Raw genomic sequence first — 19977 nt, 5'->3', positions numbered from 1 at the left:
GTATCACGCAGGCGGGGCCGCAAGTCCGGCCACAATGCTTTCCGTGCAGAATGGCGGCGTTATAAGGAATTGAGCCTCATTCGTCCAGCAAAAGCGCCGAACGAGGCCCTTACCTGTCAAAAAATTCAATAATGCTCGACCGGGGCGTCAAAGCAGCTTATCGATAAATTCATGAATCAACGCCCGCAAGACCCGTCCCCAAAAGCCCGGAACGAGACCATCGCTGCCCGCATCAGCCGGGTTCTGGCCGACCGTATCATCGAAGGGGAAATCGAGCCGGGCACCAAATTGCGGCAGGATCACATCGCCGAGGAGTTCCAGACCAGCCATGTGCCGGTGCGCGAAGCGTTTCGGCGGCTGGAAGCGCAAGGGCTGGCCGTTTCGGAACCGCGCCGAGGCGTGCGCGTCGCCTCCTTCGATATCAGCGAGATTCGCGAAGTGGCGGAAATGCGCGCAGCACTTGAGGTGCTGGCTTTACGGCATGCGGCTCCGCACATCACCCGCGCCACGCTTGATGCTGCCGAGCGCGCCACGCTCGACGGTGACAAGTCACGCGATGTCAGAAGCTGGGAAGACGCCAACCGGCGCTTTCACCGGCTCATTCTGGAACCATGCCGGATGCCGCGTCTGCTTGCCGCCATTGACGATCTGCATGCTGCCAGCGCGCGGTTTCTGTTTGCGACCTGGCGGTCGGAATGGGAAACGCGCACCGATCATGATCACCGGGCGATTCTGGACGCCCTGCGCAAGAACGACATCGACCACGCCGCCGCCATTCTCGCCCGCCACGTGCAATGGATCGGACACCGCCCGGTCAGAACAGCCTCCGGCAAGGTGCGCGATTCTTTTGCGATTGTGGGTTAAAGCATGTCTCCCGAAAGTGGGAACCGGTTTCGGGATAAAGACATGCGTAAAAACAAAAACTTAAAGCGTGTCGCCTGAATATAATGGACGCGATACGCCTTAACGCCAGAATTCGGGAATGGTTTCTTCCAGACGTGCACCGATGCGCAGAGGGGCTGCCTTTTCGGCAAGGCCGGTGCGGTCGGAAATTTCAATACCGACGCCGCAGATAGTCGCCGGACCGTTGGCCGCTTCGAAACGCCCCTTCGGCACCTTGGACAGAAAGCGGTTCAGCGGCTCTTCCTTGTCCATGCCGAGCGACGAATCGTAATCGCCGCACATGCCCGCATCCGACATATAGGCAGTTCCGTTGCGCAGAATCTGGCAATCGGCGGTCGGCACATGCGTATGCGTTCCGACGACAGCGCTGGCACGGCCATCGACGAAATGGCCAAAACACTGCTTCTCGCTGGTCGCTTCCGCATGGAAATCGAAGAACACGGCATCCGCCTGCTCGCCGAGCGGACAGGCTTCCAGAATCTTCTCCGCCGCGATGAACGGATCATCCAGATCGGGATGCATGAAGACGCGCCCCATGATATTGGACACGAGCACGCGGGCTCCGTTTTTGGCGATGTAAAGCCCCTCGCCCTTGCCTGCCGTTCCTTTCGGGAAATTGGCAGGACGCAGGAAGCGGTCCTCGCGCTTGGAAAAATCGAGCGCCTCGCGCTGATCCCAGACGTGATTGCCGGTGGTCACGACATCCGCGCCAGCGCGGATCGTGTCGTGGAAAATCTCTTCGGTAATGCCAAAACCGCCCGCGGCGTTCTCGCCGTTGACGATCACGAAGTCCAGCTTCAGATCGGAAATCAGCCCCGGCAGCTTTTCATAAACTGCTGTGCGCCCCGACCGGCCCACCATGTCACCAAGAAAAAGCAATCTCATGAGATGAGCCTTATAAGCCTGCGCCCAGCGAACGCAAGCCGCTCTCCGTCAGTATCTGGTTGAGTGCGATATCGTGCGGCTCGTCGGGCACATGCTCCACTTGCTGACAGTCATAGGCCATGCCGATGAGCAGCGGCTGCAGGTCGCGCTCGGCAAAGCGCGCCAGCGCGCGATCATAATGACCGGCGCCATAACCAAGGCGATGTCCGCGCCGGTCGAAGCCGGCAAGCGGCATCAGCATGATGACCGGGTCCACCAGCGGCGCACGTGCATCGGGACCCATGGTGCCAAAGCCTGTCTGCACAAGCTGCGCATCGGGTAAAAACTCACGAAAGGCAATCGTTTCCTTGTCCAGCACGACCGGCAGGCAGAGCCTTGCGCCCTTGCCGCGCAGGACGGACAGAAGCGGACGCGGATCGATTTCAGAGCGGATCGGCCAATAGCCCGCGACCAGCGTTCCCCTGGGGATGACCAGCGCCTCTTCACCATGTTTTGCCGCCGCAAGCGACGCCTCATACTGGTAACGGGGGTCGAGCGCATCGCGACGGGCAAGCACGGAACGCCTTAGCGCCTGTTTTTCCTGACTGCCATCCGGGGCCGCTGCTGCCATCCCAAAACCTCTCCGCTTGCATAATCCGACTATAACAGTGGAACCGCAATGAGACGATCCGTCAAGTGATGGATCAGACAGCCTCCGCAATCCGCTCCGATCGGTCACGGATGACCTTCAGCACAACGCCATGAAAATCGTTGAGAAACACCTTGCCCCACAGGTCGCAATAGAAGTCGATCGGCGTCGCGATGCGATAATGCGTGGTCAGCGTCAGGCGAGTGCGGCCATCGGGCAAAGGCTCCAGCCGATAGTCGCCATTGGCCAGTTGCAGATAGCTGCTGTTCACCTTGATATGGGCTTCGACGGCAGAGGGAATGGAGCCCGGCGCGAAACGGAAATCCCAGGCCAGCAGGCGGTTTTCTTCCCACTGCGTCACGATCTCCTGAAAATTCACCCCGCGCGTCCATTGCAACTGACGCACGGCGCCGACACCCTCGCCTTCAATACGCGCATCGACCGGCTGCGGGACACCCAGAACGCCGTGACTAAACGTCCAGGACAGTTCATCGGCGCGCACATTACGGATTTCGACGGTCTGCTTCCACACCACTTCCGGCGGTGCGGCAATGTCGATCACGGTCGTGACCGACCTGTCATGCGGGGCATAGGAAACGTGAAGTTCGGCTGGAAAGACGGCCAGCGGCAGGGCGACCACCAGCATTGTGGAACGGCGCGAGCGGAGCCTGCGGATGATCCAGAGCGTCAATGTCGAGCCCAGTGTCGAAAACACAATGAAGAAGGGCGCAGCCATCGCCACGCAGATGCCCGCTTCATGGAACAGCACCATGCTGACAACGACCAGCCCGCCGATGATGGCCCAGCCCATGCGGACGTGCCGCCACAGGTCTTTTTCGGCACGCGGGTCGGCCAGACTGGATGTGAGGCTCGCCACCGCCATCGGCAGCAGCATGAGACCGGCAAAGAACGGCATCGCATCGTCGGCCACGCCGGACCAGATCAGCATGTACAGAATCAGGCCATAGATGAAAGCCACCGGCACGGCGACCGACAGTCTCTCAAACGGGCGAGGTGTATGGGGAGGCGTGGCTTGGGGCGTTTCCATCAGAACATGCGAATAATTGAATGTTATCGCATGTTTACGGGCAATGCGCAGAGTAGATCAAGTCTTGGGAACTTAATTTGCATTAGCATTGCAAGATGAAAGGAAAGCGGCGACCACGACAACCGATGGTAGTGATTGATCCCGGGAACCTACAACGTAGGTGGGCACCATATGCGAAAGCCCGCAAGCCTTCACAGGGACAGTTCCCTTAGAGATCAATAAGGCCCCGGGGATGCTGTTACACCTGTCGGGAAGCGCAGTACGCCGCTGATGAATATAGTCGCTCGCAACGGGCTGCGCCAGAGGCTGCGGGGCTTTCACCGCGAAATCTTTTCAGAAAATTCAGAAAGCTCTTACGAGCTTGCCCGCGGCGCAATGCGCGATGCCACCTGTTCCAGACGCGATGCCACATCCGACAGCATGCCGGTCAGCGCCGCATCGTTGCTGTCGGCACGGCCCAGCGCTTCATCACGGGCACGGCGCAGCGTCTCGACTTCGCTCTCCAGGCCGTTGATGCGCTTCTGCATCTCGGCCATCTCGTCCATCACCATGATGCCGGCCATGACGGTCAGGCGCAGATCGCCGATCTCTCCGAAGGACGATTTGAGATGGGTGACATATTGATCGAAACGGTCGGCAAGTCCGCTGAGGTGCTCTTCCTGCCCCTCATCGCACGCCATGCGATAAGCCTTGCCATCGATGGTTACGGTAACGGTCGCTATGATAGCCTCCTATCGATCCAGAACGGCGCGGATGGTTTCCATCGCCGTGACAAGGCGCCGCGACACTTCGCGGTTGGCAGCTTCAAGCCGTTCAGCACGGGCTTCGGACTGGTCGAGTTCCTGAGCGAGACGGCTGCGGTCAGCATTCATGCGCTGCACCTCTTCCTCGGCTTCGGCGAAATCGCCTTCCTTGTCCAGCCGCAGATCAACCGCGCTTTCGAGCGTGTTGAGTGCTTTTTCCAGCCGTTCCAGAACTTGCCTGAGGGTCGCTTCGGGTGCCATCCATGTCCTTTCTGATGCCTCATTAACGGCATCGAATCGCGTCTGCCGGACAGGCCTCTTTGAAAAGATTGTAATAATCGACCGCCGGATAAGCAACAAATGAGGTGTTCATGTGAGCTTTCATGCACCGTTAATCGGTGCAAAAATGGCTTTTGAGCGATTACGACGCTGCTTTCCACAGAACTCAATCGATTAGTCGCAGACAGTTTATTACCCAAAAGTCACGCATTTATTGACTCCTCATACGCAGGTGCTATGTGTCCCGGTGCCTTCTGAAGTACGGACCCGAAAAACGCAGGACGCTTTTCGGCGCCATTCGTGCCCAGCCAAAAGGCATCGCCGCAACCCCGTTAAACCCTCCCATGGAAAGACGGCTGAGACCATGAGCAATTCCGACAAACAAAACCAGTTGGCCAACGCCATCCGCTTCCTCTCGATGGACGCGGTTGAGAAAGCCAATTCCGGCCATCCCGGCCTGCCGATGGGCGCAGCTGACATAGCGACGACGCTTTATACCCGCTTCCTTTCGCACGACCCGCAGAATCCGCATTGGCCGGATCGCGACCGTTTCGTGCTGTCCGCCGGTCACGGCTCGATGCTGCTTTATTCGCTGCTCTATCTTTCGGGCTACGAAGACATCACCATTGATGAAATCAAGAATTTCCGCCAGCTCGGCTCGCGTACCGCCGGTCACCCGGAATACGGCCATGCTGCCGGTATCGAAACGACGACCGGCCCGCTCGGTCAGGGCATTGCCAATGCCGTTGGCATGGCGCTCTCCGAACGCATCCTGAACGCACAGTTCGGCGACAGCCTCGTCAACCACTACACCTATGTCCTCGTCGGGGACGGCTGCCTCATGGAAGGCATCAGCCAGGAAGCCATCTCGCTGGCCGGTCACCTCAAGCTCAACAAGCTGATCGCCTTCTGGGACGACAACAACATTTCCATCGACGGCCCGATCTCGATTACCGACAACACCAACCAGCCTGCCCGTTTCGCCGCTTCCGGCTGGAACACGCTGGCCGTTGACGGCCACGATCAGGACGCCATCGCCAAGGCGATCGAGCTGGCCAAGGTTTCCGACAAGCCGACCCTGATCGCCTGCAAGACGACCATCGGTTTTGGCGCACCGAACAAGGCTGGCACCAACAAGGTGCATGGCTCTCCGCTCGGCGCTGAAGAAATCGCAGCCACCCGCAAGGCGCTTGGCTGGTCGGCAGAACCTTTCGTCGTTCCGGCTGAAGTTCTGGACGCATGGCGCGTGGCTGGCCTCAACGCCGCCAAGAAGCGCCAGGAATGGGAAAAGCGCTTCGCCGCCGCCGATCCGGAAACCCGCGCCGAATTCGAACGCCGCATGCGTGGCGATCTGCCTGCTGGTTTCGATGCGGCCATCGTCGAATACAAAAAGAAGCTTTCTGCTGAAAAGCCGAAGGTCGCCACCCGTAAGTCTTCGGAAATGGCGCTGGAAGTCATCAACGGCGTCGTACCGGAAACCATTGGCGGCTCTGCCGATCTCACCGGTTCGAATAACACCAAGACCAGCCAGACCAAGGCAGTGACGCCGGAAAACTACGGCGGCCGTTATGTCCATTACGGCATCCGCGAACTCGGCATGTCGGCTGCCATGAACGGTATTACGCTGCATGGCGGCCTGATCCCTTATTCCGGCACCTTCCTGACCTTCTCGGATTATGCGCGTCCGGCCATGCGTCTGTCCTCGCTGATGGGCATCCGCGTCATCTATGTCATGACGCATGATTCCATCGGTCTGGGTGAAGATGGTCCGACCCACCAGCCGGTTGAGCATCTGGCGGCACTGCGCGCCATTCCGAACCACAATGTCTTCCGCCCGGCTGACGCTGTGGAAACGGCGGAGTGCTGGCAGATCGCACTACATTCGACCAAGACCCCGTCCACGCTGGCTCTGACCCGTCAGAACCTGCCGGTGGTTCGCACCGAGCATCGTGACGAAAACCTCTCCGCCTACGGCGCTTACGAACTGGCGACCGCCAGCGACGACGCCAAGGTGACGATCTTCGCCACCGGCTCTGAAGTGGAAATCGCGCTCAAGGCCCGCGACCTTCTCGAAGGCAAGGGCATTGCCACGCGCGTCGTTTCGGTGCCGTGCTTCGAACTGTTCGAAGGCCAGAGCGACGCCTACAAGCAGGCAACCATCGGCAACGCGCCGGTCAAGCTTGCCATCGAAGCGGCAATCTCGCTCGGCTGGGAACGCTTCATCGGCGAAGACGGCATATTCATCGGCATGAAGGGCTTCGGTGCTTCCGGCGAGATCAACGATCTCTACAAGCATTTCGGCATCACGGCGGAACACGCCGCTGAAGCCGCGGAAAAGAAGCTCAACGCCGCAGCATGATTTTTGAACGCCGGCGTCTGAAAAACGCCGGCGTTTATGTTTCCAGTCTCAACTATTCAGGCCGGTAGCCCTCACCGGCTGAATTATGAAGCACTGCAAGTGCGCTATCCTATCGGGAGATTTACAGAAAATGGCAGTCCGCGTCGCAATCAACGGTTTTGGCCGCATTGGCCGCAATGTTCTCCGCGCCATCGTGGAATCGGGCCGCACCGACATTCAGGTCGTCGCGATCAACGATCTCGGCCCGGTGGAAACCAATGCGCATCTTCTGCGCTATGACAGCGTCCATGGCCGTTTCCCCAAGGAAGTCAAGGTCGCGGGCGACACTATCGATGTGGGCTATGGTCCGATCAAGGTGCACGCCGTTCGCAACCCGACCGAACTGCCGTGGAAGGAAGAAGGCGTCGACATCGCGCTCGAATGCACCGGCATCTTCACCGCGCGTGACAAGGCAGCAATGCATCTGGAAGCTGGTGCCAAGCGCGTCATCGTTTCGGCTCCTGCCGACGGCGCCGACCTGACGGTCGTTTATGGCGTCAACCACGACAAGCTCACCAAGGACCATCAGGTCATCTCCAACGCGTCATGCACCACCAACTGCCTTGCGCCGGTGGCACAGGTCCTCAACGATGCCATCGGCATCGAAAAGGGCTTCATGACCACGATCCACTCCTATACGGGCGACCAGCCGACGCTGGACACCATGCACAAGGATCTCTACCGCGCCCGCGCGGCAGCGCTCTCCATGATCCCGACCTCGACGGGCGCCGCCAAGGCTGTGGGTCTCGTTCTGCCGGAACTGAAGGGCAAGCTGGACGGCGTCGCCATCCGCGTGCCGACCCCGAATGTCTCGGTCGTTGACCTGACCTTCATTGCCAAGCGTTCGACCACCGTGCAGGAAATCAACGACGCGATCCGCGCTGCCGCCAATGGCCGCCTGAACGGCATCCTCGGCTACACGGACGAGCCGCTGGTTTCGCACGACTTCAACCACGATCCGCATTCCTCGGTCTTCCACATGGACCAGACCAAGGTCATGGACGGCACCATGGTTCGTATCCTGTCGTGGTACGACAATGAATGGGGCTTCTCCAACCGTATGGGCGACACCGCCGTCGCTCTCGGCAAGCTGATCTAAGTACGGACAACGCCTCTCCAAAGTGGAGAGGCGTTTTCATTTCCCGAGAAAAACCGAGAGAAGATACATGGCTTTCCGTACCCTTGATGATGCCGACGTCAAATCCAAACGCGTTCTGGTCCGCGTCGACCTCAATGTGCCGATGGCCGACGGACAGGTGACCGACCTCACCCGCATCGAGCGCATCGTTCCAACGATTGCCGAACTGTCGAAGAAGGGTGCCAAGGTCATTCTGCTCGCCCATTTCGGTCGTCCGAAAGGCGTTGCGTCCGACGAAAATTCGCTGAAGCATGTCGTGAAGCCGCTCGCCAAGGTGCTCGGTCACAACGTTCACTTCGCGGAAGACAGCATCGGCGATAAGGCCAAGGCCGCTGTGGATGCGCTAAACGACGGTGACGTTCTGCTGCTGGAAAACACCCGTTTCCACAAGGGCGAAGAAAAGAACGATCCGGAATTCGTCAAGGCGCTGGCCGCCAATGGCGATCTCTATGTCAATGACGCCTTCTCGGCTGCCCACCGCGCCCATGCTTCGACCGAAGGTCTGGCCCATGTGCTGCCCGCCTTTGCCGGTCGCGCCATGCAGGCTGAACTTGAAGCACTGGAAAAAGGCCTCGGCAATCCGGCCCGTCCGGTTGTCGCCATTGTCGGCGGCGCCAAGGTTTCGACCAAGCTCGACCTCCTGTCGAATCTCATCGAAAAAGTCGATGCGCTGGTGATCGGCGGCGGCATGGCCAACACCTTCCTCGCCGCACAGGGCCACGATGTCGGCAAATCGCTCTGCGAACATGATCTCGCCCATACGGCGCGTGAAATCATGGCCAAGGCCGAAACCACCAAATGCGCCATCATCCTGCCGGTCGATGCGGTTGTGGGCTGGCATTTTGCCGCCGATACGCCAAACAAGACCTATGGAGTCGATGCCGTGCCAAGCGACGGCATGATCCTTGATGCAGGCGCATTGTCGACCGATTTGATCGCTTCGGCCATCGACGATGCGGCAACGCTGATCTGGAACGGCCCGCTCGGCGCTTTCGAGCTGCGCCCGTTCGACACCGCGACAGTCAAGACCGCAAAACACGTCGCGGCCCGCACCAAGGCTGGCAAGCTTGTTTCGGTCGGCGGCGGCGGCGATACGGTCGCAGCGCTGAACCATGCCGGTGTGGCCGACGACTTCACCTATATCTCGACCGCAGGCGGCGCTTTCCTCGAATGGATGGAAGGCAAGCCACTTCCGGGCGTCGACGTGTTGAAGAAATAAATCAAAGGCCCCGGAAACGGGGCCTTTTCATTTTAAGTTTTCGGCGTCAATTTCAGAAGGCGTCCGGGATTATCATCTTCGATCAGCCAGATCGCGCCATCTGGACCAACGGCCACATCGCGGATGCGATTGCCCATATCGAAGCGCTCGGCTTCATCCGGCTGGCCTTTGCCATCGATTGTAACCCGCACCAGAGCCATGGATGAAAGACCGGCAATCAGGGCCGAACCGTTCCACTGCTTGAACAAGTCGCCCTTGTAAAACGCCAGACCGCCCGGTGAGATCACCGGCGTCCAGTAAAGCAGCGGCGCTTCGAATTCCGGGCGGGTGCTGTGGCGCGGGATCGGCCTGCCGCTATAATTGTCGCCGTTGGAAACCAGCGGCCAGCCATAACTGAGGCCGGGCTTGATCAGATTGAACTCATCGCCGCCGCGCGGCCCCATCTCGTGTTCCCACAGCTTGCCATCGGGCGCGAAGGCCAGCCCATAAGGATTGCGGTGACCGGTCGTCCAGGTCAGGCCGCGAATGCCGCCCTCATTCGCATAGGGATTGTCCTGCGGCACGGACCCATCCAGATTCATGCGCAGAATCTTGCCCATCGGGGCCTTGTCATTCTGTGCGGTCGCAGGCTGCATACGATCGCCGACCGAAAGGAACAGATGCTTGCCGTCCGGCGCAAAGGCAATCTTGCCACCCGGCTGACCGCCCTTGCCGACCACGTCCTGCTTCCACAGCATGGTCACGTCTTCAAGCGTAGCGTTGCCGCCGCTTTGCGCCAGTCTCGCCCGCGCCAGCACCACGCTGCTGCCGCCTTCTGCAGGTTCGTTATAGGTGAAATAAAGCCCCTTGCTCTTCGCGAAATCCGGCGCAGGCTCTATGTCGAGCAGACCGTTCTGTCCGCCAAAGGCAACCTTCGGCACGCCCGCCACTTCGGTCTTTTTACCTGTCTGGGTGACAATGAAAATCTCTCCGGGTTTTTCCGTCACGACGAGACGGCCATCAGATAGGAAGGCGATTGCCCATGGCGTGTTGAATTCGGCAATGCTTGTGACGGTGAAAGGCGCCTCAGCCTTGGCTTCGCGGTCGCCCGCATTAATGCTGGCGGACCAGGCGGAATGCACCGGAACAGATGCCACCGATGCGGCGAGAGCAAATAGCAGGTAGAGAGGGGCGCGCATGTCTTCTCCTCGGAGGCGTTGGGCGATGAGAACGGCAGGTTATTGTTACATGGGGTCTTGTCGCCGAGATGAAACCCCTCACCGTAAAAACAAGAACCAGCGTGTTTCGACTGGCGAGAAGAAAACTTGTTCAGTCTAAATCGTTTAAAAAAATTTCAATCGTTTCAAGCAGTTGCCCCTGCCATCTTTTTACCGGACACTTCTGCCATCGGCGATAAGTCATCAATTTCCGATGCCGACTGAGACCAACTCCAGTCGGCCGGTTCTGAAGAGGAGCTTACGAATGACCGAACGTCTTGAAGATATTGCGATTGCTCTGGTCGCTTCCGGAAAGGGCATTCTGGCGGCTGATGAAAGCTCCGGAACCATCGAGAAGCGTTTCGGTTCGATCAATCTGACGTCCACCGAAGAGACGCGCCGCGATTACCGCGAGATGCTGTTCCGCGCCGATGATGCGATGAAGAACTATATATCCGGTGTCATTCTTTACGATGAGACCATCCGTCAGAAAGCCAAGAACGGCACGCCGCTGACCGAGATCATCCGCAGTGCAGGTTCGATTCCGGGTATCAAGGTTGATGCTGGCGCGAAACCGCTTGCCGGTTTCCCCGGTGAAACCATCACCGAAGGTCTGGACGGCCTGCGCGAACGCCTGAACGAATATTACGGCCTCGGCGCACGCTTTGCCAAATGGCGCGGCGTCCTCTCAATCTCCGACACTCTGCCGTCATGGGGTGCGGTCAGGCAGAATGCACAGGCGCTGGCACGCTATGCAGCGCTTTGTCAGGAAGCTGGCATCGTGCCGATTGTCGAGCCGGAAGTTTTGATGGATGGCAAACCGGGCGATCACACCATCGACCGCTGCTATGAAGTGACCGAACTGGTGCTGAAGACGGTCTTTGCCGAGCTCTATGACGCCCGCGTCAGGCTCGAAGGCATGATCCTAAAGCCGAACATGGTCATCGACGGAAAAAATGCCCGCAAGGCTTCGGTCGAGGACGTGGCAGAAAAGACCGTGCGGTGCTTCCTGAACACCGTTCCCGCCGCAGTTCCAGGCATCGCTTTCTTGTCTGGAGGACAGACGGGCGAAGAGGCCACGGCGCATCTCTCGGCCATGAATGCCACTTATGACATGCCCTGGAAAATGACTTTCTCTTATGGACGCGCCCTGCAGGCGGCAGCCCTTGAAGCATGGGGCGGCAAGCCGGAGAATGTCGCTGCCGGTCAGCGCGCCTTCACGCACCGCGCCCGCATGAACGGCCTTGCCGCAACCGGCGGCTGGAAAAAAGAACTCGAACAAGCTGCCTGATCTGTTTCAAGACCAGCGATACAAGGAAAAGCCCGGTTTAGGCCGGGCCTTTTCATGATTCGCGGAAATGAAATCCCACGGCGAGCGCCATGACAAATATGGCGATGACGGCAATTTTCCAGAAATCGCCGCGCCGCTTCAATCCCGGCAGCCCGAGCGGTTTGATGATGTGCAGTCCCATCAATAGGACAAGCAGCACAGGCAAAATTTTGGTCACGGCGACACCTCTCTCTTGCCCTTGTGCCGCAGCCATACGCAAGCTGCAAGCCATTCCCGCTCAATTGCTGCGCCCTCAAAATGCCGCTGCTTTATGTTGCAATCTTCATCTTAAGTCCCATGGACGAAGCTTCACGGCTCGGCGTAAATTAAGGATGGAGGAGATGAAAGCGCACCGGAGACATCCGGAGGATGCTGGTCTGAGGAGGCCGGGCTCGCGCTAACATCTGATAAAAAATCGCACCATGGACGTCCGCCTTGCGGGCCGTGTCGGGTGTGTGTTTCTGGGAGGAAAAGCATGACTTCGAAATATGCCGAAACCTATGCCGCATGGCAGGCCGATCCTGAACGTTTCTGGGCGGAAGCCGCAGACGCGATCGACTGGTTCAAGCCATGGGATCAGGTTTTTGCAGGCGACGAAGGCGTCTATGGCCGCTGGTTCACCGGCGCGGAATGCAACACCTGCTACAATGCGCTCGACCGTCACGTCGCCAATGGACGCGGCAATCAGCTGGCGCTGATCTATGAAAGCCCCGTCACCGGCCAAGTGCGCAAATTCACCTATAGCGAATTGCTGGAGGAAGTGGAGGCGCTTTCCGCCGTCATGCTCGATAACGGCGTGACAAAGGGTGACCGCATCCTGATCTACATGCCTATGGTGCCCGAAGCTGCCATCGCCATGCTTGCATCGGCGCGCATCGGCGCCGTGCATTCCGTCGTCTTCGGCGGTTTCGCCGCCAACGAACTCGCAACCCGCATCGACGATGCCAAGCCGGTGATGATCATCGCCGGTTCCTGCGGCATCGAGCCGACGCGCGTGGTGCCGTATCAGGACATGCTCGACAAGGCTATTGCGACCGCCCATCACAAGGTCGGCCATTGCATCATCCTGCAGCGCGAACAATATGCGCATGCCCCAGTCGACGGGCGCGATATCGATTACAAAACCGCTGTCGACGCGGCGCGCGGTCGTCACGTGCCCTGCACGCCCGTGGCCGCGACCGATCCTCTTTATGTGCTCTATACGTCCGGCACCACCGGCGAGCCAAAGGGCGTGGTGCGCGACAATGGCGGGCACATGGTGGCGCTGGCCTGGTCGCTCAAACACGTCTTCGGCGTGGAGCCGGGACAGGTTTTCTGGGCCGCCTCGGATGTCGGCTGGGTGGTCGGTCACTCCTACATCGTCTATGCGCCGCTGCTGGCAGGCGCCACGACGATCCTGTTCGAAGGCAAGCCCATCGGCACGCCGGATGCGGGCACCTATTGGCGCATCATCGCAGAGCACGGCGTGGAGGTGATGTTTACAGCCCCCACAGCACTGCGCGCCATCAAGAAGGAAGATGCCGACGGACATTACGTCCGCAAATATGACCTCTCGAAGTTCCGCGCGCTGTTTCTGGCGGGCGAACGCGCTGATCCCGACACAATCCATTGGGCGGAAAAGCTGATCGGACGCCCGGTGCTCGATCACTGGTGGCAGACCGAAAGCGGCTGGCCCATGGTCGCCAATCCGCTCGGTCTCGGCCTTCTGGAAACGAAATATGGATCGCCAGCTGTCTGCCTTCCGGGCTACGATATCCGCGTGCTGGATGATGAAGGCCATGAGGTCGAACGCGGACAGCTCGGCAATATCCTGATCAAGCTGCCGCTGCCGCCCGGCTGCCTGCCAACGCTGTGGAACGCCGATGAGCGCTTTAAGAAAGCCTATCTCGCGGAGTTCCCCGGCTATTATAAAACCGCCGATGCCGGATATATGGATAGCGACGGCTATCTCTACATCATGAGCCGCACCGACGACATCATCAACGTCGCGGGCCATCGCCTGTCGACGGGCGCGATGGAAGAAGTTCTTTCCGGTCATCCCGATGTGGCGGAATGCGCGGTGCTGGGCATTTCCGATCCGGTCAAGGGTCAGGCGCCTTGCGGGTTTCTGGTGCTGAAATCCAACATCGACCGCGACACGCGCGAGGTCGAAAAGGAATGCGTAGCCATGATCCGCGACGCAATCGGCCCGGTCGCCGCCTTCCGGCTGGCCCTGACCGTGAAGCGTCTGCCCAAGACCCGCTCCGGCAAGATCCTGCGCTCGACGATCCAGAAGATCGCCGATGGCGAGCCGTGGAAAATGCCCGCCACCATCGAAGATCCGGCGGTTCTCGATGAAATCAGCACGATCCTGCGCGAACGTCACATCGGCATGGCCTTCGCCTGAGCTCGGGAGCGGCATCAGACCCAAACTCTTGACCGGCGGTTTTCGCCGGTCCACTCTCCGCGCGAAACGGAGAACAGACCATGCAGCTTGAAGGCAAGGTAGCCATCGTCACCGGTGCTGCCCGCGGTATCGGTTATGCCATCGCAAAACGCTTCCTCATGGACGGCGCCAGCGTCGTTCTGTCGGATATCGACAACACGGCCACCTTGCAGGCGGTCAAAGACCTCGAACAATTCGGCGATGTGCGCGCCATGGCGGCGGATGTCGGCGACAAGCTCGATATCCATAATCTGCTGACCTTTACCGTCACCAATCTTGGCGAGATCGATATTCTCGTCAACAATGCCGGTATCGTCCACAAGGCCGATTTTCTCGACCTCAAGGAAGAGGATTTCGACCGCGTCATGCGCGTCAATCTGAAGGGCGCATTCCTGTGCGGGCAGGCAGTCGCCAAACGCATGGTCGCGCGTGTGGAAGCGGGCGGCGAAGCAGGCACGATCATCAATATGTCGTCGGTCAACGCCATTTTCGGACTGCCGGACCAACTTGCCTATTCCGTCTCCAAGGGCGGGCTCAGCCAGCTGACGCGAACCATGGCCGTAGCGCTCGCGAAATGGGGCATCCGCGTCAACGCGATCGGCCCCGGCTCGATACAGACCGATATGCTGTCAGCAGTGAATACGGATGCCGAGGCGCGAAAGACGATCCTGTCGCGCACGCCGCTTGGCCGAATCGGGGAGCCGACGGAAATCGCATCCATCGCCTCGTTTCTCGCATCGCCGGACGCCAGCTATATCACCGGTCAGACCATCTATGCCGATGGCGGTCGCCTGCCGCTCAGCTATATGGCCAAACCACCCTTCAAACCGTAACCGCTTGCGGCGCTCGTGTTGCAGCAGCGAGAGCGGTTCTTGTTAAAACGGAATCTTCCAACAGCTCTAGCTCTTTTTGTTGCGCATTATCCTACGCAAAACCGCTACGCACTTTTGCTGGAAATGCTCTATATATTAGCGACATAATAATATCGCTTTGCTCCTGACAGAAAGCTGTCAGGAGGGGTGTGCGATAGTGTTTCCCCAAGGATGAGGGAGATGAACTATGGCACTCGCAATCGCACCGCTGATCGCAATCTTGAAGGAATACCGGCGCAGGCATGATGAGCGTCGCCGTTTTGTCCGCACCCAGCGCGCACTGGACGGTTTACCAAAAGATCTGCGCAAGGATTTGGGCTGGCCGGATCGCTATCTGGAACAGCGCAAGACACAATATTGCAACGGAGAGTGACACCGGAATGCGCAGAGCAGACCGTCTTTTCCAGATCGTTCAGCACCTGCGCGGCGGCAGGCTTGTCACCGCGCGCCAGCTTGCCGAACGGCTGGAAGTCTCCGAGCGAACCATTTATCGCGACATATCCGACCTGCAATCGACCGGCGTTCCGATCGATGGCGAGGCCGGTGTCGGCTATATATTGCGGCAGGGTTTCGAGCTGCCGCCCCTGATGTTCACGCGTGATGAAATCGTCGCGCTGGTGGCGGGTGCGCGCCTCATCCGCGCCTGGGGCGGCGTATCCATGGCGCGCGGCGCCGAAGAAGCGCTCGTCAAGATCGAAGCTGTGCTGCCCAAGGAAGAGCGTGCGCGCATCACCGGCACGCAGATCCATGCCCCTACGGCCAGAATCAGCATTGATGAGCGCCGCATCATCGACGCTGTGGAGCGCGCAGTGGACGAAAGCTGCGTGCTCAACATCCGCTATCGCGATCTCGAAGCCCGCGAGAGCGAACGCGATATTCGCCCGCTGGGCCTGTGGTTCTGGGGCAAGGTGTGGACTGTCATCGGCTGGTGCGAGCTGCGCAACGCCTTCCGCACTTTTCGCACGGACCGCATTGTGGAGGCAAGCGAGGCTGGCCGCCGGTTTCGGGCCGAGCGCGGCAAGACACTGGCTGATTTCTACCGCCTGATGGAAATGAGCGAATACAACGCATTTAAAGACTGAAACGCAGCTCAATAAAAAACCCGCCGGTTCGGCGGGGTTTTTGATCGTTCGTTACGAAGATTATTCTTCGTCTTCGTCGGTGTTCGACCCCTTGAGGGACGAGAGCTTGGCGAAAACCTTGTCCGCGTCGAGTTCTTCTTCCGCAGGCTGTTCGTCGCGATAGTCGAAGTTTTCCGTTGCCGAAGCTGGCAGCAAGGTGCTGTCGGATTCCGGTGCAGCCGGACGGTTGCGCGCTGCGCGTTCGACTTCGATGTCGAGATCGATCTGCGAGCAAAGGCCGAGCGTGACCGGGTCCATCGCCGTCAGATTGGCCGAGTTCCAATGCGAACGATTGCGAATCTGTTCGATGGTCGACTTGGTCGTGCCGATCAGGCGCGAAATCTGCGCATCCTTCAGCTCGGGATGATTGCGCACCAGCCAGAGAATCGCGTTCGGACGATCCTGACGCTTCGACAGCGGCGTGTAGCGTGGGCCCTTGCGCTTGGCTTCGGGAACGCGAACCTTCGGGTCAGCAAGCTTCAGACGGTAATACTGGTCTTTTTCGCCCTTCGCGATTTCCTCGCGCGAAAGCTGCCCTGTAATGACCGGATCGAGACCCTTGATACCCTGCGAGGCTTCGCCATCGGCAATCGCCTTCACTTCCAGCGGATGCAGTTTGCAGAAAGCTGCAATCTGATCAAACGACAGAGCCGTATTATCGACAAGCCAGACGGCCGTTGCCTTCGGCATAAGAAGCTGGGTGGCCATTAGATATAATCCTTCTGTTCGTCCGCTCCGGTGGCGCGGGACGTGGAAAAAACCACAATTTCCGGGAAATCACGGCCTATATATAGGTTTTTTGGCTACAGAGCAAGAATGCGCTGAAGCCGTCACAACAATCTGTGCGTGATTTCCCGATTGCGGCTATGACGAGCCGAGAATGGTGGGGTTCGAGAACCGGAGCGGAGCGTACGTTTGGGTACGTGAGCACCGGAAGCGCAGAACCACGCCATTTGCAGGCTGTCAGAGCCGAAACTCTCACGCGATGTCGAGCACGATCTTGCCGATATTTCTCCCCTCTTCCATGCGCTCATGCGCGCGCCAGGCATCCTTCAGGGAAAAGATCATGTCCATCACCGGCGCAACGCGGCGCGTTGCCAGAAGCGGCCAGACTTTTGCCTCCAGTTCGCGTGCGAGGCCCGCCTTGAATTCGACCGGGCGGGCACGCAAGGTCGAGCCGGTATGGGTCAGACGCTTGGTCATCAGCAGCGCGAAATTGGCGGTTGCCTTGGCGCCGTTCAAAAAGGCGATCTGCACGATGCGGCCATCTTCGGCGGCAACCTTATAATTGCGATCGACATAATCGCCGCCCACCATGTCGAGAATGACATCGGCGCCCTTGCCGCCAGTCAGCTCCTTGACGGCAGTAACGAAATCCTCGTCGCGGTAATTGATCGCGTGATCGGCACCAAGCTTCACGCAGGCATCGCATTTGTCCTTGGATCCGGCGGTCACAATGACCTTGGCACCAAACGCCTTGCCCAGCTGGATAGCAGTCGTGCCGATACCCGACGAACCGCCATGGATCAGCAGGGTCTCCCCCGCCGTCAGCCCACCGCGTTGAAACACATTGTGCCAGACAGTGAAGAAGGTCTCGGGGATGGCCGCAGCCTCGATATAGCCATAGCCGGAAGGCAGCGGCAGCGCATTGGTTTCATGCACCACGGCATATTCGGCATAGCCGCCGCCGGGCAGCAGCGCCACGACCTGATCGCCCTTCTTGAAGCGCTTCACGCCCGCACCGAGCGCAACGATATCGCCTGCAATCTCCAGCCCCGGAATATCGGAGGCGCCGGGCGGCGGCGCATAGCTTCCCTGACGCTGCAGGACGTCCGGGCGATTGACACCCGCAGCCCGCACACGCACCAGCACCTGCCCCTCTCCCGGTTCCGGCATGGATCGCTGAACGGGTCGCAACATATGCGGGCCACCCGGTTCGGATATCTCGATTGCAGTCATCCGGGAAGGTAAATCGGCCATCATCATCAAAACTCCTGTTCGAACGCAGCCGGAATCTTGGGCCCCGTAAACAGCTTCGTACCGTCGCAGAAATGCCTCACATAAGCTCTGATCTCGGTCCGATCTGGGACACACGCAATTCCGTTAGAGAAATCGTAATCGATTTTCCCAAATATATATGCGAAGATTCAAGGTGTTAAATCTTTTCTCGGTGACTAAGCCATCATTGACCACGGAGGAAGGCCATGAGCGGTTTCGAAGAAGATGCGATAAAGCCACGTGACAGCGCGGTGCTCAGCGAAGATGAACTGTCGCTGCTTTCAGTCGCGGAGATCGATCAGCGCATTGTCCTGCTGCAATCGGAAATCGAGCGTCTGAAAGCCCAGAGACTGAAGAAAGGCGACAGCCGCGCTGCGGCCGAAGCTTTGTTTCGCTGAAAATGCCAATGGAAGCCATGCCAGCGGCTTCCATAAATCCCCGGCATCCATGCGGGGCAATCACATAGGAATGTCGTTGTGCGCGTTTACATTCAGGTCCTGTCCCTTCTCTGTGGCACAGCCTTTCTCCTGATGGCATCGGGTCTGCATGGGTTGCTTTTGCCCTTGCGCGGCGGTGCAGAAGGTTTCTCGGTCGCATCACTCGGCATGCTGGGTACCACCTGGGCGGGCGGCTTCGTGGCAGGCTGTCTTTTCGCCCCGCGCCTTGTACGCCGTGTCGGTCATGTGCGCGCTTTCGGCTGCTTTGCCGCATCGGCGGCGGTCATCGCGCTTCTTTCCGGTATCTTCGTCGATGCGACCATATGGGTGATCCTGCGCGCCTTCACCGGCTTCTCGATGGCAGGCGCCTTCATGGTCATCGAAAGCTGGCTCAACGAGCGCGCCACCAATGAATCGCGCGGCAGGATTTTCGGCCTCTATATGATGGTCAATTACGGGGCTACGATGACGGGCCAGATGCTGGTTGCAAGCGGCGATGTGCGTTCCGACCATCTGTTCATGATCTGCGGCATCCTCTTCTGTCTGGCGCTCATACCAACCGCCATTTCAACAGCGGTCAGTCCGAGACCGCTCACTGAAGTCCAGCTCGATCTCAAGGCGCTTTACCGCAATTCCCCCGCCGCTTTCGTCGGTTGCATACTCATTGGCATCGCCAACGGCGCATGGGGCACGCTTGGCGCTGTGTTCGGTGCGAAATCGGGCATATCGACCGCTGAAATTGCCCTCATGGTCAGTGTGACCATCGCAGCAGGCGCTTTGATGCAAATACCCATCGGGCGCATTTCCGATCTGGTAGACCGCCGTTTTGTGCTAGCAGGCGTCGCGGCGCTGGCAGCCCTCGTCGGCCTCGTCGCATTCCTCGTCGGGCCGACCAGCGGATCCGTCATCATCGTCATGACGGGCTGTTATGGCGCACTTGCCTATGCGCTCTATCCGGTCGCCGTGGCACACGCCAACGACCATGCAACAGCGGAGAGCTTTGTGAAGGTCTCCAGCGGCCTGCTGCTGCTCTACGGCTTCGGCACCATGCTCGGCCCGCTTCTGGCCGCAGCCGCCATGGATATATTCTGGCCGTCGGGGCTCTTTGCCATCACCATGCTCGCGCATATTTCCATTACCGGATACGCGCTGTTCCGTTCGCGCCAGCGTGCCGCAGTGCCGAAAGAAGAAAAAGATCAGTTCAAGAGCATGCCTTCTGAACGGGGTGCAACGCCGGAAGCAATGAACCTCGATCCGAGAGCTGAGGCAGAAAGCTGATTTGATAAGTCGGGTCGCGCCAAGCGCGAAAGCGCTGTAATAAGCCAATAAAAATATATAAATCAAAATGTTCGGCGGC

The 19977-nt window shown here is 59.1% G+C and carries 20 protein-coding genes and 1 other RNA gene; 11 read left to right on the top strand and 10 right to left on the bottom strand.

Annotation, left to right across the window (positions count from 1 at the left end):
• Window positions 1-171 precede the first annotated feature (171 nt).
• Window positions 172-864 carry a GntR family transcriptional regulator gene (locus JAU75_RS18325; RefSeq protein ID WP_199057902.1) on the top strand — a complete coding sequence of 231 codons (693 nt, stop codon included), beginning with the start codon at window positions 172-174 and terminating at the stop codon, window positions 862-864.
• Window positions 865-963: 99 nt separating this feature from the next.
• Here JAU75_RS18325 and JAU75_RS18320 read toward each other — a convergent pair whose 3' ends face one another.
• The 6 genes from JAU75_RS18320 to JAU75_RS18295 all read right to left on the bottom strand — a co-directional run bounded on the left by JAU75_RS18320 (window position 964) and on the right by JAU75_RS18295 (window position 4468).
• A complete protein-coding gene (locus JAU75_RS18320) occupies window positions 964-1788 on the bottom strand; it encodes a TIGR00282 family metallophosphoesterase (protein ID WP_199057901.1) in 825 nt (274 codons plus the stop codon).
• A 10-nt stretch (window positions 1789-1798) separates the two neighbouring features.
• A complete protein-coding gene (locus JAU75_RS18315) occupies window positions 1799-2398 on the bottom strand; it encodes a 5-formyltetrahydrofolate cyclo-ligase (RefSeq protein ID WP_199057900.1) in 600 nt (199 codons plus the stop codon).
• A gap of 73 nt (window positions 2399-2471) precedes the next feature.
• Window positions 2472-3464: an SRPBCC family protein gene (locus JAU75_RS18310; RefSeq protein ID WP_199057899.1), complete on the bottom strand. Its 993-nt coding sequence runs from the start codon at window positions 3462-3464 to the stop codon at window positions 2472-2474.
• Window positions 3465-3571: 107 nt separating this feature from the next.
• Window positions 3572-3730, bottom strand: a non-coding RNA gene (gene ssrS, locus JAU75_RS18305) — 6S RNA.
• A gap of 87 nt (window positions 3731-3817) precedes the next feature.
• Window positions 3818-4186 (bottom strand): cell division protein ZapA, encoded by a 369-nt coding sequence (locus tag JAU75_RS18300; protein WP_199057964.1) that lies wholly within the window; start codon window positions 4184-4186, stop codon window positions 3818-3820.
• 9 nt (window positions 4187-4195) lie between these two features.
• Window positions 4196-4468 (bottom strand): DUF4164 domain-containing protein, encoded by a 273-nt coding sequence (locus JAU75_RS18295; RefSeq protein WP_199057898.1) that lies wholly within the window; start codon window positions 4466-4468, stop codon window positions 4196-4198.
• Window positions 4469-4850: 382 nt separating this feature from the next.
• Between JAU75_RS18295 and tkt the strand changes: the two genes are divergently transcribed.
• From tkt to pgk, 3 genes are all read left to right on the top strand, one after another.
• The gene (gene tkt, locus JAU75_RS18290; protein ID WP_199057897.1) at window positions 4851-6845 is read left to right on the top strand and encodes a transketolase; all 1995 of its coding nucleotides are present in this window, start codon (window positions 4851-4853) and stop codon (window positions 6843-6845) included.
• Window positions 6846-6975: 130 nt separating this feature from the next.
• Complete coding sequence (gene gap / locus JAU75_RS18285; RefSeq protein WP_199057896.1) at window positions 6976-7983, top strand: type I glyceraldehyde-3-phosphate dehydrogenase; 1008 nt, start codon at window positions 6976-6978, stop codon at window positions 7981-7983.
• A 67-nt stretch (window positions 7984-8050) separates the two neighbouring features.
• Window positions 8051-9241 carry a phosphoglycerate kinase gene (gene pgk, locus JAU75_RS18280; protein ID WP_199057895.1) on the top strand — a complete coding sequence of 397 codons (1191 nt, stop codon included), beginning with the start codon at window positions 8051-8053 and terminating at the stop codon, window positions 9239-9241.
• Window positions 9242-9273: 32 nt separating this feature from the next.
• Here pgk and JAU75_RS18275 read toward each other — a convergent pair whose 3' ends face one another.
• Window positions 9274-10419 carry a PQQ-dependent sugar dehydrogenase gene (locus tag JAU75_RS18275; protein WP_199057894.1) on the bottom strand — a complete coding sequence of 382 codons (1146 nt, stop codon included), beginning with the start codon at window positions 10417-10419 and terminating at the stop codon, window positions 9274-9276.
• Window positions 10420-10702: 283 nt separating this feature from the next.
• Between JAU75_RS18275 and JAU75_RS18270 the strand changes: the two genes are divergently transcribed.
• Window positions 10703-11728 carry a class I fructose-bisphosphate aldolase gene (locus JAU75_RS18270; protein WP_199057893.1) on the top strand — a complete coding sequence of 342 codons (1026 nt, stop codon included), beginning with the start codon at window positions 10703-10705 and terminating at the stop codon, window positions 11726-11728.
• Window positions 11729-11780: 52 nt separating this feature from the next.
• On the opposite strand, the gene JAU75_RS18265 is transcribed toward JAU75_RS18270, so the two are convergent.
• Window positions 11781-11981 (bottom strand): hypothetical protein, encoded by a 201-nt coding sequence (locus tag JAU75_RS18265; RefSeq protein ID WP_247880538.1) that lies wholly within the window; start codon window positions 11979-11981, stop codon window positions 11781-11783.
• A 261-nt stretch (window positions 11982-12242) separates the two neighbouring features.
• On the opposite strand from JAU75_RS18265, the gene JAU75_RS18260 reads away from it, so the two are divergent.
• The 4 genes from JAU75_RS18260 (at window position 12243) to JAU75_RS18245 (ending at window position 16146) form a co-directional block, all read left to right on the top strand.
• The gene (locus tag JAU75_RS18260) at window positions 12243-14153 is read left to right on the top strand and encodes a propionyl-CoA synthetase (RefSeq protein ID WP_199057891.1); all 1911 of its coding nucleotides are present in this window, start codon (window positions 12243-12245) and stop codon (window positions 14151-14153) included.
• A gap of 80 nt (window positions 14154-14233) precedes the next feature.
• Window positions 14234-15025, top strand: a complete 792-nt coding sequence (locus tag JAU75_RS18255) for a 3-oxoacyl-ACP reductase family protein (RefSeq protein WP_199057890.1) — start codon at window positions 14234-14236, stop codon at window positions 15023-15025.
• Between the two features lie 226 nt (window positions 15026-15251).
• Window positions 15252-15437, top strand: a complete 186-nt coding sequence (locus tag JAU75_RS18250) for a hypothetical protein (RefSeq protein ID WP_199057889.1) — start codon at window positions 15252-15254, stop codon at window positions 15435-15437.
• Window positions 15438-15444: 7 nt separating this feature from the next.
• Complete coding sequence (locus JAU75_RS18245; protein WP_138786421.1) at window positions 15445-16146, top strand: YafY family protein; 702 nt, start codon at window positions 15445-15447, stop codon at window positions 16144-16146.
• Between the two features lie 60 nt (window positions 16147-16206).
• On the opposite strand, the gene JAU75_RS18240 is transcribed toward JAU75_RS18245, so the two are convergent.
• Window positions 16207-16893, bottom strand: coding sequence for a DUF1013 domain-containing protein (locus tag JAU75_RS18240; protein WP_199057888.1), 687 nt, complete (start codon window positions 16891-16893; stop codon window positions 16207-16209).
• Between the two features lie 270 nt (window positions 16894-17163).
• Window positions 17164-18168: an NAD(P)H-quinone oxidoreductase gene (locus tag JAU75_RS18235; protein WP_199057887.1), complete on the bottom strand. Its 1005-nt coding sequence runs from the start codon at window positions 18166-18168 to the stop codon at window positions 17164-17166.
• A 221-nt stretch (window positions 18169-18389) separates the two neighbouring features.
• Here JAU75_RS18235 and JAU75_RS18230 point away from each other — a divergent pair, with 221 nt between their 5' ends.
• Together JAU75_RS18230 and JAU75_RS18225 are read left to right on the top strand one after the other, a co-directional pair.
• On the top strand, window positions 18390-18581 hold the full coding sequence (locus JAU75_RS18230) for a DUF1192 domain-containing protein (protein WP_199057886.1): 192 nt from the start codon (window positions 18390-18392) through the stop codon (window positions 18579-18581).
• Window positions 18582-18659: 78 nt separating this feature from the next.
• Window positions 18660-19898 carry an MFS transporter gene (locus JAU75_RS18225; protein ID WP_199057885.1) on the top strand — a complete coding sequence of 413 codons (1239 nt, stop codon included), beginning with the start codon at window positions 18660-18662 and terminating at the stop codon, window positions 19896-19898.
• Window positions 19899-19977: the final 79 nt, after the last annotated feature.

Source organism: Ochrobactrum sp. Q0168, assembly GCF_016427605.1.
Classification (GTDB): Bacteria; Pseudomonadota; Alphaproteobacteria; order Rhizobiales; family Rhizobiaceae; genus Brucella.
This window is presented reverse-complemented; position numbering and strand designations above follow the sequence as displayed.